19 protein-coding genes are annotated in these 19,035 nt (G+C 60.0%); 9 read left to right on the top strand and 10 right to left on the bottom strand.

Going from position 1 to position 19,035, the window contains the following annotated elements; all coding sequences use genetic code 11:
• The first annotated feature begins 158 nt into the window (after nt 1-158).
• A complete protein-coding gene (locus ACLD1Y_RS10540) occupies nt 159-1,286 on the top strand; it encodes a TIGR02391 family protein (RefSeq protein ID WP_429477851.1) in 1,128 nt (375 codons plus the stop codon).
• 240 nt (nt 1,287-1,526) lie between these two features.
• On the opposite strand, the gene ACLD1Y_RS10535 is transcribed toward ACLD1Y_RS10540, so the two are convergent.
• Together ACLD1Y_RS10535 and ACLD1Y_RS10530 are read right to left on the bottom strand one after the other, a co-directional pair.
• Nucleotides 1,527-1,775, bottom strand: coding sequence for an acyl carrier protein (locus ACLD1Y_RS10535; RefSeq protein WP_429477850.1), 249 nt, complete (start codon nt 1,773-1,775; stop codon nt 1,527-1,529).
• Entirely contained in the window at nt 1,765-2,331 is a 567-nt protein-coding gene (locus tag ACLD1Y_RS10530) for a hypothetical protein (protein ID WP_429477848.1), read from the bottom strand. Before ACLD1Y_RS10530 ends, ACLD1Y_RS10535 begins: the two co-directional genes overlap by 11 nt.
• 492 nt (nt 2,332-2,823) lie before the next feature.
• Here ACLD1Y_RS10530 and ACLD1Y_RS10525 point away from each other — a divergent pair, with 492 nt between their 5' ends.
• Nucleotides 2,824-3,132 (top strand): DUF3077 domain-containing protein, encoded by a 309-nt coding sequence (locus tag ACLD1Y_RS10525; protein WP_429477846.1) that lies wholly within the window; start codon nt 2,824-2,826, stop codon nt 3,130-3,132.
• Nucleotides 3,133-3,271: 139 nt separating this feature from the next.
• Here the strand turns inward: ACLD1Y_RS10525 and ACLD1Y_RS10520 are convergent, their stop codons facing one another.
• From ACLD1Y_RS10520 to ACLD1Y_RS10510, 3 genes are all read right to left on the bottom strand, one after another.
• Entirely contained in the window at nt 3,272-3,883 is a 612-nt protein-coding gene (locus ACLD1Y_RS10520) for a 3'-5' exonuclease (RefSeq protein WP_159955996.1), read from the bottom strand.
• A 26-nt stretch (nt 3,884-3,909) separates the two neighbouring features.
• Nucleotides 3,910-4,386: an NYN domain-containing protein gene (locus ACLD1Y_RS10515; RefSeq protein ID WP_033896500.1), complete on the bottom strand. Its 477-nt coding sequence runs from the start codon at nt 4,384-4,386 to the stop codon at nt 3,910-3,912.
• A 128-nt stretch (nt 4,387-4,514) separates the two neighbouring features.
• Nucleotides 4,515-5,246: a DUF2076 domain-containing protein gene (locus ACLD1Y_RS10510; protein ID WP_429477843.1), complete on the bottom strand. Its 732-nt coding sequence runs from the start codon at nt 5,244-5,246 to the stop codon at nt 4,515-4,517.
• Between the two features lie 181 nt (nt 5,247-5,427).
• Here ACLD1Y_RS10510 and ACLD1Y_RS10505 point away from each other — a divergent pair, with 181 nt between their 5' ends.
• The 3 genes from ACLD1Y_RS10505 (at nt 5,428) to ACLD1Y_RS10495 (ending at nt 8,394) form a co-directional block, all read left to right on the top strand.
• A complete protein-coding gene (locus tag ACLD1Y_RS10505; protein ID WP_429477842.1) occupies nt 5,428-6,087 on the top strand; it encodes a YciC family protein in 660 nt (219 codons plus the stop codon).
• Nucleotides 6,088-6,127: 40 nt separating this feature from the next.
• Nucleotides 6,128-7,213: an endonuclease/exonuclease/phosphatase family protein gene (locus tag ACLD1Y_RS10500; RefSeq protein WP_429477840.1), complete on the top strand. Its 1,086-nt coding sequence runs from the start codon at nt 6,128-6,130 to the stop codon at nt 7,211-7,213.
• A 161-nt stretch (nt 7,214-7,374) separates the two neighbouring features.
• Nucleotides 7,375-8,394, top strand: a complete 1,020-nt coding sequence (locus ACLD1Y_RS10495) for an alpha/beta hydrolase fold domain-containing protein (protein WP_429477838.1) — start codon at nt 7,375-7,377, stop codon at nt 8,392-8,394.
• A gap of 112 nt (nt 8,395-8,506) precedes the next feature.
• Here ACLD1Y_RS10495 and hrpB read toward each other — a convergent pair whose 3' ends face one another.
• Nucleotides 8,507-11,014 (bottom strand): ATP-dependent helicase HrpB, encoded by a 2,508-nt coding sequence (gene hrpB, locus ACLD1Y_RS10490; protein ID WP_429477836.1) that lies wholly within the window; start codon nt 11,012-11,014, stop codon nt 8,507-8,509.
• 254 nt (nt 11,015-11,268) lie between these two features.
• Between hrpB and ACLD1Y_RS10485 the strand changes: the two genes are divergently transcribed.
• Together ACLD1Y_RS10485 and ACLD1Y_RS10480 are read left to right on the top strand one after the other, a co-directional pair.
• On the top strand, nt 11,269-11,688 hold the full coding sequence (locus ACLD1Y_RS10485; RefSeq protein ID WP_429477834.1) for a polyribonucleotide nucleotidyltransferase: 420 nt from the start codon (nt 11,269-11,271) through the stop codon (nt 11,686-11,688).
• A 3-nt stretch (nt 11,689-11,691) separates the two neighbouring features.
• Complete coding sequence (locus ACLD1Y_RS10480) at nt 11,692-12,585, top strand: cation diffusion facilitator family transporter (RefSeq protein WP_429477832.1); 894 nt, start codon at nt 11,692-11,694, stop codon at nt 12,583-12,585.
• Here ACLD1Y_RS10480 and ACLD1Y_RS10475 read toward each other — a convergent pair.
• Nucleotides 12,582-13,646 carry a DUF6515 family protein gene (locus ACLD1Y_RS10475; RefSeq protein ID WP_429477830.1) on the bottom strand — a complete coding sequence of 355 codons (1,065 nt, stop codon included), beginning with the start codon at nt 13,644-13,646 and terminating at the stop codon, nt 12,582-12,584. The two genes, ACLD1Y_RS10480 and ACLD1Y_RS10475, sit on opposite strands and share 4 nt — an antisense overlap.
• 415 nt (nt 13,647-14,061) lie before the next feature.
• Here ACLD1Y_RS10475 and ACLD1Y_RS10470 point away from each other — a divergent pair, with 415 nt between their 5' ends.
• Nucleotides 14,062-14,541 (top strand): Lrp/AsnC family transcriptional regulator, encoded by a 480-nt coding sequence (locus tag ACLD1Y_RS10470; RefSeq protein ID WP_003176264.1) that lies wholly within the window; start codon nt 14,062-14,064, stop codon nt 14,539-14,541.
• Between the two features lie 193 nt (nt 14,542-14,734).
• A complete protein-coding gene (locus ACLD1Y_RS10465; RefSeq protein WP_025999909.1) occupies nt 14,735-14,944 on the top strand; it encodes a DUF2788 domain-containing protein in 210 nt (69 codons plus the stop codon).
• Here the strand turns inward: ACLD1Y_RS10465 and ACLD1Y_RS10460 are convergent.
• From ACLD1Y_RS10460 to ACLD1Y_RS10450, 3 genes are all read right to left on the bottom strand, one after another.
• Nucleotides 14,939-15,574 (bottom strand): pseudouridine synthase, encoded by a 636-nt coding sequence (locus ACLD1Y_RS10460; RefSeq protein ID WP_429477827.1) that lies wholly within the window; start codon nt 15,572-15,574, stop codon nt 14,939-14,941. The genes ACLD1Y_RS10465 and ACLD1Y_RS10460 overlap by 6 nt on opposite strands.
• 71 nt (nt 15,575-15,645) lie before the next feature.
• The gene (gene amn, locus ACLD1Y_RS10455) at nt 15,646-17,118 is read right to left on the bottom strand and encodes an AMP nucleosidase (protein WP_429477825.1); all 1,473 of its coding nucleotides are present in this window, start codon (nt 17,116-17,118) and stop codon (nt 15,646-15,648) included.
• A gap of 185 nt (nt 17,119-17,303) precedes the next feature.
• The gene (locus ACLD1Y_RS10450) at nt 17,304-18,956 is read right to left on the bottom strand and encodes an acyl-CoA dehydrogenase family protein (RefSeq protein WP_429477823.1); all 1,653 of its coding nucleotides are present in this window, start codon (nt 18,954-18,956) and stop codon (nt 17,304-17,306) included.
• Between the last annotated feature and the right edge of the window lie 79 nt (nt 18,957-19,035).

Below are 19,035 nucleotides of genomic sequence, written 5' to 3'. Positions count from 1 at the left end.
AGGAGAGGATTTGACGTACTTCCAGTAGCCCCTGGTATTTACCAACAACAGCTAGCGCCAAAGATTGCATGATGCTATACCCCAATTCACCTTGGTAAAAACATGAAGCCGCACCCTATACTAAAAACCTTATATACAGATTCAATCTGGAGCAAAAATTGAATTTAGAAACCAAAATCACAACCGAGCTCTGGGCCTCCATAAGAACAAGCTATGACAAGCAGGATTTCACTGGAGCCATTTTGGATGCATTCCATTTCCTCAGCGATCTGCTTCGAAAAAAGTCGGGAGCAGAAGGTGACGGCGCCGCCCTTATCGGTAGCGCACTGGGCGGAACCGCCCCCAAGATAAAACTTAACAAATTACAAACAGAATCAGAGCAAAACATTCAAAGGGGCATGGAAACAACTCTCCGCGGAATGTACCAAACTTTTAGAAACCCAAGAAGCCATGAAAAGTTTTCTGACACGGAAGAAGACGCGCAGGTAATAATAATCTTCATAGGATATATAGTCAGGCAAATAGACAGTGCGAAATCTCAATTTTCGCGCGAAGACTTTTTAAAAAGAGTTATGGATCCTGACTTTTTCCCTAACAATAGATACTCAGACCTCCTTGTTTCGGAGATTCCAGCCGGACAGCTACTGGAAGTCTTCCTCGACACATATCGATCCAAAACATCCGGAAAGATTGAAAACTTACGATTCTTCTTTAACTCCATACTTCAAAAGCTAAACACAGACCAACTTAGGCAAGCGCATGAAGCAATATCAGAAGAGCTAAAAACGGCAGACGATGAAACGACCATTCGATATATAGTTGGCTCCCTAGGCGCCGCCTGCTGGGAGCAAATCCACGAAACCGCACGCCTACGAATTGAAAACCGCCTAATAAAATCAATTAAAGAGGGGCGATACAATATAAAACAAGAACGCACATTGGACGGTTCACTCGGCACATGGGCAACATGTATTTTCAGCAAAATGCTTCTAAAACAAGAAGCACTTAGAGCCATCCTTGGAAGTTTTAACTCAAAAAATACAGAGCGCGAAAACTACGTATTTAAATTTATATCAGCAAGCACCATCAATCTTTCAGAACAGACACCATTCGGATACGACGAACTTTTTACGAGAAAAATAAAGGCAGGCGACAACAGATACTACGAAGCAATAATAATGGGCGAATTCTGGAGCCCTATGAGCGACGCACTTAAAGAAGCGACAAACTCATTTACTCCTGCACTCCCCACATATGACCCTTTCGATGACGATGTACCTTTTTGATACTACTCACCAAACAAATTAAACTCAAACCTTAAATACCTCCTTAACTTATCAGCAAAGAGGACATTTTTATAATAATAATCGCCTCCTCGGGGGCGGCGATAGTATCGAAGCCGGTCGCCCTCCTTTTAATTCAGAAGACAGAGGCTCTCTCCTCCGCTAATTATCGCCGGTATCTGTATAATTTTATAATGAATAATCCCGCCAAAACAACTAACAATCGATAGATACAGAGTTTCACTACCGAGCAATCAAGTCGACGACTTGCTTAATAGTCGTGATGTGATCCCAGTCCTCCTGAGTGGCGTTGAGCTTGAACTGCCATTTGACCTGCATGACGAAGCAGGTCAGGTCATCATCGATGATCTTAAAGTCATGGATGAAATCCGTCTGTTCCGTCACCTGGCTTCGGTCGATGAAGCCAATGATATCGACGAACAGTTGAAGGACCTTTTCGCTGATCTCGGCTCTGGTCAGATTACCTTCCATTTCTTGCCTCATAGGCGCACTTACCAATACTGATTAGATCAAATACCGCCAGCCCCACGGCAACGAAGGGAATACCTCTACCGATAATGCCAAATACTCGGACCGTACCAAATGTTGCTTTCGCCATCCGGGCGACTGTTGGCTGCCGAATCAACGTCCGGGGGAAAAAACGCATTCCAATAAGGCTTGCTAGGTTCGTAGTGCTGCTGGAACCAGCGTGAATCCATGTACCCACGGCAATTTTGCTGATTGGTATACCAGCCGCTGCGGTGATAACCGTTGCTGCTGTCAAACCATAGTGCTCTTGAGTGCATCTCCACAGGTCGTCGACTGTGGTGTTGGGTGCGCCGGGTTCAGCATGGATCGCTCGCAGCAAATGGTAGCTGCCGCCGTTGGTGAGGCCCGGTGAATTCGGTAGCACCATCACAGCGGGGCAACTTGTCATCGTGTTGCCCATGTGAAACGCGATGCTTGATGCTGGGCCAAGGTCGATACCATTTCGTTGGAGTTCAAACTCGCTCTGCGTGATTGCGACATGAAGATCGTGTTCCTGCATGACGTAGTCCCTATACGTAAATGACAGGCAATGTTAGGTCGCGGTCTGGAGTTGTAGCCGGGCAGAAGGGAAAACCAGAAGGGTCTGAAGTCGCCATCAGACTTAGCCTACCGACAACACTGACAGCGATTCAAAATCGCTACAAAAGTCCGGAATTTCAGTGGCCAGCAAGACCCATCCCTTTCATTTGCAGGACGTTTCCGAGAGAATTCCACGGCCTTGTTTCCGTCGGATCAGGTAGCTAGTCTCGCTCGGTCATCGAATGCTCGGTGACCGGACGTGCAAGTCCGGCCAGTGGAAAATGCGCAAAAGCTTTACCTTTCTTCGCCAGGTTTTATTGCCTGGCGCTTGAATGTTATGGCAGCTGTGCGCGGGAGGTCTTCGGGCCTGCTGGGTCTTCCGCCCCGGTCTTGCACACCCGCGCACTGCTGCCACCCTAATTCGTGTGCAAGCGAAGGTTGCAGCTTCTTACCTAGCGGAAGGAGTTACACCATGGTCAAAGTCACCCCCGATCCACCCCGTTCCAACAAAGAGTTCCCCAGCGAAGACGCCCTGCTCAATCGCCGCGCCCTCGACTACTACCTCAAAGCGTCCGCCCCGGATGCGCCCACCTTTATCCTCAATGACAACCTGAGTTTCGAAGATGCCCTGGCCCATGCGGCGGATTTGCTGCATTGCGCGGTGGAGACGGCGCACTCATCGGGAGAAACACCGAATGTGCAGCAACGGGCAGTGATGCATCTGGTGGAGATGGCAAAGGTGGTGGTGGATCAGGCGTTGGGTTGCACGCAGTCTCGATGACCAATGCATAACCCCTGTGGGAGCGGGCTTGCTCGCGAAAGCGGAGTGTCAGTCAATGCATGTGTAGCTGACCCACCGTATTCGCGAGCAAGCCCGCTCCCACATTTGGATCTTCAGTGTGCTTGGAATTGTGGCTAGGTCAGAACCCGCGATGCTTCTTCAAGTGCTCATTGATCTTCGCCGCCGGCACTTTCTGCAAGGTGCACAGCAGGTCGTGGGACAGTTCGCGCAAGCCGTGGGTGCCGCGCAGTTCCTGAGCCAGGTGGGCGGTCAGGTTGGCAGCCATCTCGGCATCGGCCATCGCCCGGTGAGCCTTGCCGGTGTGGGGCAGTTGGGCGAAGGTGTTCAAAGTGCCGAGTTTGTGGTTCGGTGCCGTCGGCATCAAACGTCGCGCCAGCAACAGGGAGCAGGCAAATTTTTGCAGGCGGGTGCGGCGGATCAGGCCCAGTTCGAAGTCCCAGAATTTCTGGTCGAACGCGGCGTTGTGCGCCAGCAGTGGCGTGGTGCCGACGAATTCGTTGACCTCGTTCATCACCCGCTCGGCCGGCGGCGCCGCGCGCAGCATGGCGTTGCTGATGCCGGTAAGTTGTTCGATGAAACCGGGTACGCGCACGCCCGCGTTCATCAGGCTCTGGTAGCGGTCCACGATCTGGCCACGTTCGAGGATGACCACGGCGATTTCGGTGGCGCGGCAGTGGCTGCTCGGGGTGATGCCGGTGGTTTCAAAGTCGATGACCGCTATACGTTCCAAACCTGTTCCAACTCCGTCTAATCAATTTATTTGAGCAACAACGCGCCTTCGATCGGCACGTAGCGGCTGGCCGCACGGATCAACGAGTTTGCCGTCAGCCCCGGCACGCCATAGGCCACGGCTTCGACGCCATGCTTGTGGATAACCCGGTCGAGCAGCATGTCGAAGTCCCCGTCACCGGAAGCCAGCACAATTTCATCCACATGGTCGGCGGCGTCCATGATGTCGATGGTGATGCCCACGTCCCAATCGCCCTTGGCTGAGCCGTCGCTGCGTTGGATGTAGGGCTTGAGTTTTACCGTAAAGCCCAGGTTGCGCAGGATCTGCTGGAATTGCTGCTGTTTGCTGTCGCCCCGGTCGATGGCATAGGCGTACGCCTCGACGATCTGCCCGCGCGAGCTGATGTCAGCCCACAGGGCGGCGTAATTGAAATGGCAGCCATAGGCTTGGCGGACGGTGTAGTAGAGGTTTTGCACATCGGCGAACACTGCAATTTTCTTCACCGCACTTCCCCATGACAGCCACTTGGATGCTGGGCGCAAAGGCCCGCAAAGGCGCCAGTATGCCAGCCATGGGAAAGTTTCCGAGAAAAATCAGCCCGGGGCGACGAAGCGTCCCGGGCATGGGAGCATCAGACGAAGGAATCGTCGTCGCCAAAGGAAGAGGAATCGTCGGAATAATCGCTGTCGGCGAAGCTGTCGGAATTATTGCTGCCCCAACTGTCATTGCCGGCGAAGCGCTGTTCGTCGTTGCCCCAGCCGCCTTGGTCGCTGGCGGGCGCTGGTTGTTCGATGATCTCTTCCACAACCTGCGGCTGCTGGTTGTGGTGGAACAGGCTGCTGATGCCTTCGGCCAGCAACACACCACCGGCCACACCGGCGGCGGTTTTCATGGCGCCGCCGAGGAAACCACTGCCCACGGGGGCTACGGGAGCAGGCTGTTGATAGTTCTGCTGCGGCGGCGCCGGCTGCTGGTTGAACGAAGGCCGCGTGGGTTCGCGCCAACCACCAGAAGAAGGACTTTGGGCCGGTTGCGGATCGCGGGAAGCGCCACCGCCAAAGATGCTCGACAGAAAACCACCGCCACTCGAAGAAGGTGCCGGTTGCGCGGATTTGGCCCGCTGCAACTCTTCCTGCAATTGCTGGATCTGCTGTGCCTGCTGTTTGTTTTGCGCGTCGAGGCTCTTGAGCGCGTGTTCCTGCACCAGGATCGACTGGGTCATGTAGTACCCCGCCGCCGGTTGGCGAGTCATGTGCTCCTTGATCCGCGCTTCGGCCTGGGCGTCGCGGGGGGCTGAGTCCGTTTCGGCTTGTTGCAACCGTGAAAACAGTCCATCGATCAGGGTTTGCTCTTCGCTGTTCATGGCGACCTCGTTAGATTGCCGGTAAAAATCGTGGCCCCGCCTGTAATCAGGCTAAGGTGCGCTCTAGTTATGGGGGTGTTACCAGTTGTTTCAATGGTCTTTACTCAAGGTTTACGTTTGCGTTCCAAAGCGCCCTATCGGTTAAAGTGTTGCCCTTGATTTCAGGCCTGCGATGAACTTGATGAATCCGTTAGACGTACTGCGCGACTCCTTGCGTTTCACCCAGCACAACCTGGGCGCCATCGTCCAGCTGTGCCTGCCCTTGGTGATTCTCGAAGCCCTGCTGCAACAGGTGCTCATTCATGTTGTGGGCCCGGACGCCTTCCCCGGCTATAGCGTGGTGGTGGGGTTGTTGGTGTACCCGCTGTACACCGGCGCGCTGATCCTGTTTCTCGACGCCCGCACCCGTGGCGAATCACCGCGCACCAAGGACGTCTGGGCCATGGCCCTGACCCTGTGGCCGCGCTTCGCGTTGCTCACGGCCATGAGCACGCTGCTGATTCTGTTGGGGCTGTCGTTGTATTTCCTGCCGGGTTTGATTCTGATGGTGCTGCTGGCCTTCGCTGAATACCTGTTGGTGCTGCGTGGCATGTCGGCACTGGAGGCGATGAAAGAAAGCCTGCGCCTGACCCGTGGGCATTTCTGGCGGATCCTGCTGTGTTTGCTGTGCGTAATGACGCCGCTGTGGCTGCTCAAAGGCGCCAGCGTTGCCGCCTACCCCACGCCGGCGCCAATGCTGGGCCTGCTGATGGACAGCGCCCACAGCTTCCTGCAGCTGTTCACCAGCGTAGTCCTGTTCCGTTTATTCATGCTGATTGGTGGCGATGCCGACGCGCGGTGATATGCTCCGTGCCACCTCTGAAACGCTATAAGCCGAGCCGATGACCCGTTTATTGCGCATCACCCTGCTGGGCCTGTTGATCATCGCGGGCCTGCTAGCCACCCTGATCTACAGCCTGACCTGGCGCCCCGATGCCAAGGAAACCTTGCCCGTGAGCTGCGTGGCCCCGCGTGCGCCAACGCTGTTGCCGGGGCAGGCGCTCAAGGTCATGACCTGGAACGTGCAATACCTGGCCGGCAAAAACTACGTGTTCTGGTACGACACCGCCGACGGCAGCGGCCCCGACGAGCGCCCCACCGTGGAAGACATGGCCGCCAGCCTCGATGAAGTGGCACGGGTAATCCGTGACGAACAACCCGATATCCTGCTGCTGCAAGAACTCGACGAAAACGCCAAGCCGTCCCACTACCAGGATCAACTGGCGCTGTTGCAAGAGCGCCTGGCCGACCTTTACCCGTGCAGCGCCCAGGCCTTCGATTGGAAGGCTGACTTCGTGCCCGACTGGCATATCTTCGGCAGCGTCGGCCGCAAACTGGCGACCCTGAGCCGCTACCAGATCGAACACGCCGAACGCCTGCAACTGCCGGTGTCGCCAACCGACTTCATCAGCCGTCAGTTCCAGCCCAAGCCGGCCCTGCTGCTGACCTACCTGCCGCTGAGCGACGGCGGCCAGTTGGCAGTGCTTAACACCCGCCTGGATGGCGATGCCCCTGGGCGCAGCGCCGTGCTGGAGCAGGTGAAAACCACCGTCAAGTTGTTGGATAAGTTCGAAGGCCGAGGCACGCCCTGGCTGATCGGCGGGGATTTCAACCTGCTGCCGCTGGGGCAATTCCTACGCCTGGACGCAGGCAAACGCGGCCAGTATTCGCCAGACAGCGAACTGCACCTGCTGTGGGACAAATACCCGATGATCCCGAGCAACAGCCAATCCAGCGGCATCGACCGTGAACAATGGCTGACCCACTTCCCCAACGACCCCAGCGTGGACGGCCCCGACCGCACCCTCGACTACCTGTTCTACAGCCCGCGCATCAAGCGGGTGGAGGCCAAGGTGCGCCAGGACGATACGCTGCGCATCTCCAACCATCTCCCCGTGATTGCACGCTTCCTACTGCCCACCCTGTAACACCTCTCAAATTGTCTCCTTAAAGGGGACAATCAATCTCGAATCAGCCCAATTGTCTCTCACTCAATAGGGCCGTAAATTTACTCCCAAGCCAGCACGCAGACAGCCAGAGGCGCTGAAGCGGCCCCCCAATTCCAATACTTCAAGTGAGCGCAAACGACATGAACACCTTCAAAAAAGCCCTGACCGCCACCCTCCTCGCCCTGTCCATCGGCAGCGCTTACGCGGCTGACACCGCCGTGCCCGAGCATCAGACCCAGGCGTTTCTCAACGCCCTGGCAGCCGGCGGCGGTCGCCCTCTGGAGCAACTGAGCCCCAAGGATGCCCGTGCAGTGCTGACCGGCGCGCAGAAGTCGGTGAAAGTGGACATGTCGGGCATTGAAGTCAGCGACAAGACGATCAAGGCCGATGGCCAGACCATCAAGCTGACCATCGTGCGCCCCGCCAACGTCAAGGGTGAGTTGCCGGTGTTCATGTACTTCCACGGCGGCGGCTGGGTCCTCGGCGACTACCCGACCCACGCCCGCTTGATTCGTGACCTGGTGGTAGGCTCCGGCGCCGTCGCGGTGTATGTGGACTACACGCCGTCGCCAGAAGCGCACTACCCGACCGCCTTCAACCAGGCCTACGCCGCAACCCGCTGGGTGGCTGAGCATGGCAAAGAGATCAACGTCGATGGCAGCCGCCTGGCGGTGGCCGGTAACAGCGTCGGCGGCAACATGGCGGCGGTGGTGGCACTGAAAGCCAAGGAACAGAACACGCCCAAACTGCGCTTCCAGTTGCTGCTGTGGCCGGTGACCGACGCCAACTTCGACACCCCTTCGTATAAGCAATATGCCGAAGGCCACTTCCTCACCAAAAACATGATGACCTGGTTCTGGGACAGCTACACCACCGACGCCAAGCAACGCGCCGAGATCTACGCTTCGCCACTGCGCGCCACCCATGCGCAACTGACTGGCCTGCCACCGGCACTGGTGCAAACCGCGGGGCTGGACGTGCTGCGCGATGAAGGCGAGGCCTATGCCCGCAAACTGGACGCGGCCGGCGTGGACGTGACGGCAGTGCGCTACAACGGGATGATCCATGACTATGGTTTGCTCAACCCACTGAGCACTATTCCCGAAGTCAAAGCGGCCATGCGCCAGGCGGCGGGTGAGTTGAAGGCCCACCTGAACTGATCAACCCCGTGTAGGAGCGAGCTTGCTCGCGAAAAACGCCAACGATAACGCGCGCATTCTGGTTCAACGCGTTGTCTGGGAGTTCTTCGCGAGCAAGCTCGCTCCTACATTTTTATTTACGTGGTTTTATCCGCGCAGTGGGCTCTGCCACCAGCGGGTCATCCGGCCAGTAGTGCTTCGGATACCGCCCCTTCAGATCTTTCTTCACCTCGATGTAGGTACTGCGCCAGAAGTTCGCCAGATCCTGCGTCACCTGCACCGGCCGTCGCGCTGGGGACAGCAGGTGCAACTTCACCACTTGGCGCCCGCCGGCAATGCGCGGGGTGTCTGCCAACCCAAACAATTCCTGCAAGCGCACCGCAAGAATCGGTGGCATTTCACTGTAGTCCAACCGCACCGACGAACCCGATGGCACTTTCACATGCTGCGGCGCCAGCTCGTCCAGACGCTGGGGCAGCGGCCAGGGCAACAGGTTGTGCAGGAAGCTGGAAATATCCAGGTTGGCGAAATGGCTCAGGCGCGAGACTTTGCCCAGGTAGGGCATCAGCCAGTGTTCAAGGCTTTCGAGCAAGGCGCTGTCGCTGATATCGGGCCATTCGCTGGCTTTTCCAACATCGAGGTGGCGCAGCAGCATGACGCGGGCTTGCCATTGGCGCAGTTCGGGGGTCCATGGCAGCAGTTCCAGGCCCTTGCGGCGCACCAGGTTGACCAGCGCCTGGCTGCGGGCGGACTCGTCGAGACCGGTGAGGGGTTCGCGGCTGAGCACCAGCTCGCCGACTTTGCGTTGGCGTTCGGCGCGCAACACGCCTTCGCGCTCGTCCCAGTCGAGTTGGTCGACATTGCGCACTTGCTCGGCAAGCACACTCTCGAAAAGCGCCGGGTCGAAATCCGCTGCCAGGTAGATGCGTTCTTCGCGTTGTCCCTGGCGGCTGCCCAGGTCGGCAATCACCAGCCAAGGTTGTTTCATCAGGCTGTCGGCCTCGGCGAACAACGCCGCACGGCCGTTGGCCAAACGGTATTCGGCGCCACCAGGGCGACGCTGCTGGGCGACGCGGTCCGGGTAGGCCAGCGCCAGCAACGCGCCGAGCCAGCGCGGGTGATCGGGGTCGGCCACCGGCTGCGTGGCTTGGCCTCTGAGGTAACCGCGATACTGCCGCGCCAGCTGTTTGGCCCGCTGCACGCCGCCTTGAGTGCCGCGCGCGCGTTCTTCACCGGACATAAGTGCCAGGCGGCTGTGCAAATCTGCACCGCCACCGCGCAAGATATCCCGCTCCCCCAACAGCGCCGCCACATCACAGGCCGTCGCCGCCAAGCCCAGCTCCTGGCCGCGCAACAGCAGATGGCCAATACGTGGGTGGGCCGGCAACTCGGCCATTTTTTGCCCATGGGCGGTGAGTTTTTCGTCATTCAAGGCGCCGAGGCGCACCAGCAAATCCTGGGCCTGGGCATACGCAGCGGTGGGTGGCACGTCGAGCCACACCAATTGAGTAGGGGTGACGCCCCAGCGTGCCAGTTGCAAGGCTAACCCGGCGAGATCGGCGGCGAGAATTTCCGCGCTGCTGTAGGCCGCCAACCCTTCATGTTGGTCTTCGGACCACAACCGATAACACACCCCCGGCTCCAACCGCCCAGCCCGACCGGCGCGCTGGGTGGCGCTGGCACGGGAGATGCGCTGGGTGTCGAGGCGGGTCATGCCGCTGCCGGGGTCGAAGCGCGGCACCCGCGCCAGCCCGGCATCGATCACCACGCGCACGCCGTTGATGGTCAGGCTGGTCTCGGCGATGTTGGTGGCCAGCACGACTTTGCGTTTACCGGCAGGCGCCGGGTCGATGGCGGCGCGTTGGGCGTTGAGGTCCAGCTCGCCATGCAGCGGGCACAACAGCACATCGGTGCGATCACCTAAGGCGTCGGCCAGTTGTTGGTTGACCCGACGAATTTCCGCCTGACCGGGTAGGAACACCAACACACTGCCGGTTTCGTCGTGCAAGGCTTCAAGGATGGTCTGCACCAACCTCGGCTCGATAAATTCCCCCGCCTGATACGGCCGCCCCCAGCGCATCTGCACCGGGAACATGCGGCCTTCGCTGCGCAGGATCGGCGCATTGTCCAACAGGCCCGCCAGGCGTTCGCCTTCGAGGGTGGCGGACATCAGCAGGATTTTCAGCGGTTGTTCATCGCGAAACAGATCGCGGCCGTTGAGGCTCAGGGCCAGCGCGAGGTCGGCGTCGAGGCTACGCTCGTGGAATTCGTCGAAGATCAGCAAGCCCACGCCGTCCAGCGCCGGGTCGTCCTGCAGGCGGCGGGTGAGGATGCCTTCGGTGACCACTTCGATGCGGGTGTTGGGGCCGACTTTGCTGTCCAGTCGAATGCGATAGCCGACGGTTTCACCGACCTTCTCGCCCAGCTCGCTGGCCAGGCGTTCGGCAGCGGCGCGGGCGGCGAGGCGGCGGGGTTCGAGCATCAGGATGGTCTGCCCGGCCAGCCAAGGCTCGTGCAACAAGGCCAAGGGCACGCGGGTGGTTTTACCGGCGCCGGGAGGCGCTTCCAGCACGGCTTCATGGCGAGTCGCCAAGGCGTCACGCAGGGCGGGTAAAACATCATCGATCGGCAACGAATTCATACTGGCTCCAAAGCAGAGCGGCGAGTATAACGGCGAACGGCGCAAGGTCGGTGGTGGTCGTAGAAACACCACTGGCTCGAGCGACGAACACAATCCAATGTGGGAGCGGGCTTGCTCGCGAATGCGGTGGATCAATCAACATTTACGGTGACTGACACTCCGTCTTCGCGAGCAAGCCCGCTCCCACATTTGAGCATCACCGCCCTGTAGACTTGCTTGTAGCCAACTTTCAAACGTGTTCAGGAGATTCCCATATGCGTATCGCTTCCCGCTTCATCGGCGGTGTCCTCACCGTCACCCTGCTGAGCCAACTGACGGCCTGCGGTTCGATCTTCTTCCCTGACCGCCGTGGCCAGATCGACGGCAAGATCGACCCTACCGTGGCCGTGCTCGATGCCATCGGCCTGCTGTTCTATGTGATCCCTGGCCTGATCGCCTTTGGCGTGGACTTCGCCACCGGCGCCATCTATTTCGAACCGGGCAAGACCGCTCAGGTCGACCCGGCAAAACTGCATGAGGCCATCGGCGCCGACGGCAAGGTCGATAACGCCAAGCTGCAATCGATCATCCAGAAAGAAACCGGCCGCAGCCTGCCGCTGGACGACCCGCGCATGATCCAGTTCAAGGGCAGCGTGCAACAACTGGCGTCCCTCGGCCTGCAACCGGCTGCCTGATCCATGACCAGCAGCCCTGAACACGCCAGACTCCTGCGCCTGGCCACCCGCGCCTCGGTGGGTGTGGCCTGCGCGCTGATTATCACCAAGGCCATCGCCTGGTGGCTCAGCGGCTCGGTGAGCATGCTCGCCGGGCTGACCGACTCGCTGCTCGATGGCGTGACCTCGTTGCTGAACCTGGTGGCGGTGCATTACGCCCTGCGGCCGGCGGATGACGATCACCGTTATGGCCATGGCAAGGCGGAATCATTGTCGGGCATGGCCCAGGCGCTGTTTATTGCCGGCAGTGCCGTGCTGATCGCGTTTCAGGCCTATGAACGCTTGCAGCACCCGGAACCCGTGGGCGCGCCGTGGCTGAGCATTGGCGTGATCATCTTTTCCCTGGTGCTGACGGTCGCCTTGCTGATGCTGCAACACCGGGTCATCCGCGAAACCGGCTCCAACGCGGTGCGCGCCGATTCGCTGCACTACCGTTCGGACCTGATGCTCAACGGCAGCATCCTGGTGGCGCTGGTGTTGGCGGGCATGGGCTTTCATCAGGTGGATGCGTGGTTCGGCCTGGGCATCGCCGCCTACATTTTGTGGAGTGCGGTGCAGATCGCCCGGGAAAGCTTTGCGGTGTTGATGGATGAGGAGCTGCCGCCGGACGTCAGCCAGCACATGCTGGAACTGGCCCGTGGCGTGCCGGGTGTACTGGGTGCCCATGACTTGCGCACGCGCATTTCGGGCAACCACTGGTTTGTGCAGTTGCACCTGGAACTGCCAGGGGAATTGACCTTGTCAGTGGCCCACGCCATCAGCGACCAGGCCGCCGATGCCATTCACCAGGCTTACCCGCGCGCCGAAGTGCTGGTGCACGCCGACCCGCGGGAAGTGGTTACCGGCAACAAGGCTTAGTACTGCACCTGATAGCCACGACTGGTCAGGCAGTTGCCTTGGGCCTGGCGGTAGGTTTGCACCACCGCAGGGTCTGGGGCGTAAGTGACTTGCTGCGGGTCGAAACCGCTTTGCTGCACCGCCCAGCGATAACAGTCATAGCCGTCCTGCTGCACTTGGGCCGGTGATTGGCCGTTGGCCGGGTACGCAACCACGTCATAGCCATTGCCTTGCGGCGCGGGCTGAGGCGCGGGCACCTGGGTGGGCGGTTGCACCACCACGTACTGCTGGCTGCTGCTTTCGTAGGTGTAATACGCACCGGCCGCGAGGAAGAACAGCGCGCTGCCCACCCACACTTCACGCGCATAGTCCGGCAGGTATTGCACGCGGATGCCATACGGTGGCGTCACCACCACGTAGCGCGGGCCTTGCGGGCGATACCAATAGCCGCCGGAGAAGAAGTAATCCTGGCCACGGTAAGGCACGCGGTAGTTGCGATCGGGGAAACGATCAATCACGTAGCCGGGGCGGTGCTGCGGGCCTGGGCCCCAGCCATTGCCGTGCCCATCCGGGCGACCCGGCCAGCGGTTATCGCCAGGACGGTTATTGTTGTAACCGCCGCCGTTGTTGCCCGGCCGCGAACCGGGGCCGCCGGCGTCCCAATGCTGGTTGCCATCGTTACGGCGTGGAATATCGCGATAGTTGCCCTGGCGTGGCTCCTGGGTCTGGCGCACGGTATCGGGGCGACTCTGGATCGGCAGGTTGTTCGACGGCTGCGGCGCGGGCCGCGGCTGTTCGGCATTTTGCGGGCGGGCTTGCCACTGCCCGCCGTTACGTTGCTGCTGCTCGGCGCGTTCAAAATGCTGGTTCTGCGGGCGTGGCTGGGCATTCTCGGGGCGAGGCGCCTGCTGCTGGCGCGGCTGATTGTTTTCCGGACGCGGCTGATTGTTGTTGCCTTGCCCTCGTTCATGCTGACCACCGCCTTCAGGACGCGGTGTGTTATCACGCTCGTCAGCCAACACGTGGTTGCCTACGGCGGCCATCAGCAAACCTACACCTGCCAAACGCCAGATGCGCTTCATGCTATTCCTCACTGCGGATTGGGGCCTGTTCATGAGACTGGAAAAGCGCGGCCCGGTTCTCGGACAGGTTATCAGTCACGCGAAACTTTTTCGCAGGCATAAAGAAAGGGGTGACCCGTCGGCCACCCCTTGAGAACTTCGTCCGTGCTCAACGCTTGTGGCGTTGGCTCACCTCACGCCGCCTTCTGGGCGGTGTGCAGCCTGGAGGCCGGCTCAACCCTGCTAGGGTGGCGGCCGCAGCGGGCCTGATTGGGCGGGCTGCTGTGGACTGTTGTCCAGGCGGTGATTCTGTTGATAAAGATACAGGGCAGCGCCTGACAGATGATTGCGAAGATTGCGTCAATAAACAGTGCTTGCGCAATTTTTAACCCTTCATAGATAATTCGCCGCAATAGTTACGACAAAGGCCAACCCAATGAGCAAGCTTGACCGATACGACCTGAGTATTTTGGCGGAATTGCAGCGCGACGCGAGGATCTCCAACCAGGAGTTGGCCGAACGTATCGGCTTGTCGCCGTCGCCGTGCTCGCGCCGGGTCAAGCAGTTGGAGGATGACGGCTACATCTCCCGCCAGGTCGCCCTGCTCGACCGCAAGATGCTTGGCCTGAGCCTCACCGCCTATGTGCTGATCGGTATGGACCGGCATACACCGGAGCGTTTCGAGAATTTCGAAGCGGCGATTCGTACCTTGCCACAGGTGCTGGAGTGCAGCTTGGTGACCGGCATGGACGCTGACTATCAGCTGAAAGTGGTGGTGCCCGACATGGACCATTACCAGAAACTGCTTCTGGGGCATTTGACCCGGATTGAAGGGGTGACCAGTGTGCGATCCAGCTTTGTGCTGAACCAAGTACTGAACAGCACCGAACTGCCACTGACCCACCTGCGCACCTGAGATCACTGCTGGGCAAATGTGGGAGCGGGCTTGCTCGCGAATGCAGCCTGTCAGTTGATGCATGTGTGACTGAAACACCGCATTCGCGAGCAAGCCCGCTCCCACATTTTGACCGCGCACGACTCAGGTCAATGTGGCGTCTATAACGCTGCCTTATACTTGCCCGCCCTGCCGGAAGCCCTACATGAACAACATCGACCCCGCCCTGTTCGAAGAATGGATGATGACCGGCCTGGTCACCATCCTCATCATTTTCATGGGCTTTATCGTCTGGGACCTGGCGAAGAAGTCCAAGGCCGGGCGCTTTGGCTCGTTCATCTTGTTCTTCGTGCTGGGCTTGGGCGTGGCCGCGTTCATCATCAAGAGCGTGGTGATCGGCCTGATTGAATCCGGCGCCCTATAAACGCGCCGGCACGTCTTTCCACTGGCCTTGGTCCAGGCCGTCGATCGTCCAATCGCCAATGCGCACCCGCACCAGGCGCAAAGTGGGCAGGCCCACCGCCGCTGTCATACGCCGAACCTGGCGGTTGCGCCCTTCCCGAATCACCAATTCCAGCCACGACGTGGGCACGCTTTTGCGAAAGCGTACCGGCGGGTTGCGTGGCCATAATTCGGGCTCTTCCAGCTGTCGGGCTTGCGCAGGCAAGGTCATGCCATCGTTAAGCTCCACACCGTCGCGCAGGCGTTGCAACTGTTCTTCGGTAGGCTCGCCTTCCACCTGCACCCAGTAGGTTTTCGCCAACTTATGCTTGGGGTCGGCAATGCGCGCCTGCAACTGGCCATCGTTGGTCAGCAGCAGCAAGCCTTCGCTGTCCCGATCCAGGCGGCCCGCCGGATAAATGCCGGGGATGTCGATAAAGTCCTTGAGGGTCGCGCGCCCGCCTTCGTCGCTGAACTGGGTCAGCACGTCGAAGGGTTTATTGAACAGGATCAGCTTGGGCTCGGCCGGCGGTGCCTTGGCAACGCGGCGTGCAGCGCAATAGGGAGGTTTCACGCCAGGGCGGCGCGAATCGGGGCGTGTGGGACGGGACATGGCTTCGGTACATCTAACGGTCAGGACCGACAATGCTAGTGGCCTGACCGTTAAATAACCATCCCAACCGCTTAGCGGAACGGTGGCTCGTCGAAACTGCGCAGTTTGCGCGAGTGCAGCGAGTTGAGTTCAGTGCGCAGCAAGTCCACCGCCTCGATGCCGATCTTCAAGTGCTGGCTCACCGCGCGCTCATAAAACGCGTTGGCCGAGCCTGGCAGCTTGATCTCGCTGTGCAGCGGTTTGTCGGAGACGCACAACAACGTGCCGTAGGGCACACGCAAGCGATAGCCTTGCGCTGCGATGGTGCCGCTTTCCATGTCCACGGCCACGGCGCGGGACAGGTTGATCAGCGGCCGTTCCTGGGCCCAGCGCAGCTCCCAGTTGCGATCGTCGTAGGTCAGCACGGTGCCGGTGCGCAGGCGCTTTTTCAGCTCTTCACCTTTCTCGCCGGTGACGTTGGCCGCCGCTTGCTGGAGCGCCATCTGCACTTCGGCCAGGGCCGGGATAGGGATGTTCGGCGGCACCACACGGTCCAGAATCCCGTCGCGGCGCATATAGGCGTGGGCCAATACGTAGTCGCCAATGGTCTGGGATTGGCGCAGGCCGCCGCAGTGGCCGATCATCAGCCAGCAATGCGGACGCAGTACCGCCAAGTGGTCGGTAATGTTCTTGGCGTTGGACGGGCCAACGCCGATGTTCACCAGGGTCACGCCGTGACCGTCGCTGGCTTGCAGGTGGTAGGCCGGCATCTGGTAACGGTGCCACACCACGCCGGCGGCAATGGCCGACGCTTCGCCGTGGTCCATGGCCTTGTCGATCACCACGTTGCCCGGCAACACCATGCGCACAAAGCGCGGGTCGCTGCGCAGTTGTTCCAGGCCATGCAGGATGAACTGGTCGACGTAGCGGTGGTAGTTGGTCAGCAGGATCCACGGCTGCACATGGCGCCAGTCGCTGCCGGTGTAGTGCACCAGGCGGCGCAGGGAGAAGTCCACGCGAGCGGCATCGAACAGCGCCAGGGGCAGCGGGTCGGTGTTTTCCCAGTCGTAGAGGCCGTCGGCGATACCATCGGTGGCGGCCGACAGGTCGGTGCTGGGGAACACGCGGGCCAGGGTCGCGGCGGTCACGCCGGAGCCGGCCAGCTCGTCGCCCTGCTCTACCACGTAGGGGTAGGGAATGTTCTGTTGGCTGACGCCCACTTCCACCGTCACGGTGAAGTCGTGCATCAGCGGCACCAGTTGCTCCAGCAGGTATTTACGGAACGCTGCAGGATGGGTGACGGTGACGCTGTAGGTCCCCGGCAGTTGGACCTTGGCATATGCCCGGGTGGTCTGTGGGACTTCACCATGGCAGTGGTAGGTCAGGCGCAGTTCCGGGTAGCGAAACAGCGCGCGTTGTTCGGCGTCAGGTTCGACGCGGTCTTTAAGGTATTGCTTGAGGGCTTGATTGAGCGCGCCGGTAGCACGCTCATGCAGAGCCGCCAGCCGGTCTACGGCTTCTTCGGCGGATTGAACGACAACAAAAGCTTCGGTCACGGTAAGCATCCTGTGTTCTGACGTGCAGGCCTTTATCTTGCCTGTAACCCGGCCCTACTGAAACAGTGCAATTGGAATGCGATCAATAATGTGGGAGCGGGCTTGCTCGCGAATGCGGTGGGTCAGCTGGTGAATAGGTGGCTGATACACCGCCTTCGCGAGCAAGCCCGCTCCCACATTTTGACCCCGTAAAGTCAGAGGGATTGGGGGGTGGAACGGGCGACGATGGCTGCCACATCGACACCACGGGGCAAGGTGCCATACACCCGCCCGGACGACTCACCCAGCCGGCTGGCAATAAACCCATCACTCACCGCCCCATTCCCCGCCTCCATCAGCAACTTGGCCTGCAACGCCACGGCAATGTCTTCGGTCAACTGCCGCGCCCGGTACTGGATATCCTGGGTATCCATGAACGCCGACTTCAATTGCTCGATATGCCGCGCCAATCGCTTATCGCCATGCCCGTCCCCCAGCTCTATAAACAACGTTTCCAATACACCGGGCTCTTTCGACAGCGCCCGCAGCACGTCCAGGCACTGCACATTGCCGGAGCCTTCCCAGGTCGAATTCACCGGTGCCTCGCGGTACAGGCGCGGCAGGATGCTGTCCTCGACATACCCGGCCCCGCCCATGCATTCGGCCGCTTCATTGATCATTGCCGGGGCGCGCTTGCAGATCCAATACTTGCCCACCGCCGTCACCAAGCGGGCGAACTTGGCTTCCTGTTCATCGCCCAGGTGATCCAGCGCACGCCCCATGCGCATGCTCAAGGCCAGCGCGGCTTCGCTTTCCAGGGCCAGGTCGGCGAGTACGTTTTGCATCAGCGGTTGCTCACTGAGTACGCGGCCACCCACCGAACGATGGGCACAATGATGGCTGGCCTGGGTCAACGCCTGGCGCATCAGGGCACTGGAGCCGACCATGCAATCGAAGCGGGTCATGGCGACCATTTCGATGATAGTGGGCACGCCCCGGCCTTCTTCGCCGATCATCCAGGCCAGGGCGCCACGGAACTCGACTTCGCTTGAGGCATTGGAGCAGTTGCCGAGCTTGTTCTTCAGGCGCTGGATATAGAACTCGTTGCGCGTGTCATCCGGGCGGTGCCGGGGCAGCAGGAAACAGGTCAGGCCCTTGTCGGTCTGCGCCAGGGTCAGGAAGGCATCGCACATCGGCGCCGAGCAAAACCACTTGTGGCCCACCAGTTCATAGGGCTGCCCAGGCCCGCCCGCGCCCACGGGGTAGGCGCGGGTGGTGTTGGCCCGCACGTCGGTGCCACCTTGTTTCTCGGTCATGGCCATGCCGATGGTGGCGCCGCTCTTGTGGGCGATGCCGACATTGCGCGGGTCGTATTGGGTGCTGAGGATCTTCGGCAGCCAGATGTCAGCCAAGTCGGGCTGCAAGCGCAGCGCCGGCACACAGGCGAACGTCATGGTCAGCGGGCAACCGGTGCCGGCTTCGGCCTGGCTATGCAGGTAAGTGAGCGCGGCGCGGGCCACATGGGCTCCCGACTGCGGATGGGCCCACGGCAACGACGGCAAGCCGTGTTCGACGGCGGTGCGCATCAGTTCGTGATACGCCGGGTGAAACTCCACCAGGTCGATGCGATGGCCAAACCGGTCATGGCTGCTGAACAGCGGCTTGTTCTGGTTCGCCAGGAACCCCGCTTCCATCAGCGGCCCACCGGCCAGGGCACCGTAGGCATCCATGCGCCCTTCTGCCCAACCGGCACCGAAGCGCCGCGCCCAATCTTGCAGGGGCAGGTCGATGCGATACAGGTTGGTGCCGTCCAGGGATGGGGGCTGATTGGTGACGTCGTGGGTTTCGGCGAACTGATGCAGGTTCATGACGGGCCTCCTGGAAAAAGGCCCCATGGCGTTGAGACCCGAATTTCAGTTAAGCACCCTCACCCGGCTTAAAAAAGTG

The organism is Pseudomonas sp. 18175 (assembly GCF_050432925.1).
In the GTDB taxonomy this organism is placed as follows: Bacteria; Pseudomonadota; Gammaproteobacteria; order Pseudomonadales; family Pseudomonadaceae; genus Aquipseudomonas.
Note: the sequence above shows the minus strand (reverse complement) of the source record. Positions and strands in the feature narration are given on the sequence as shown.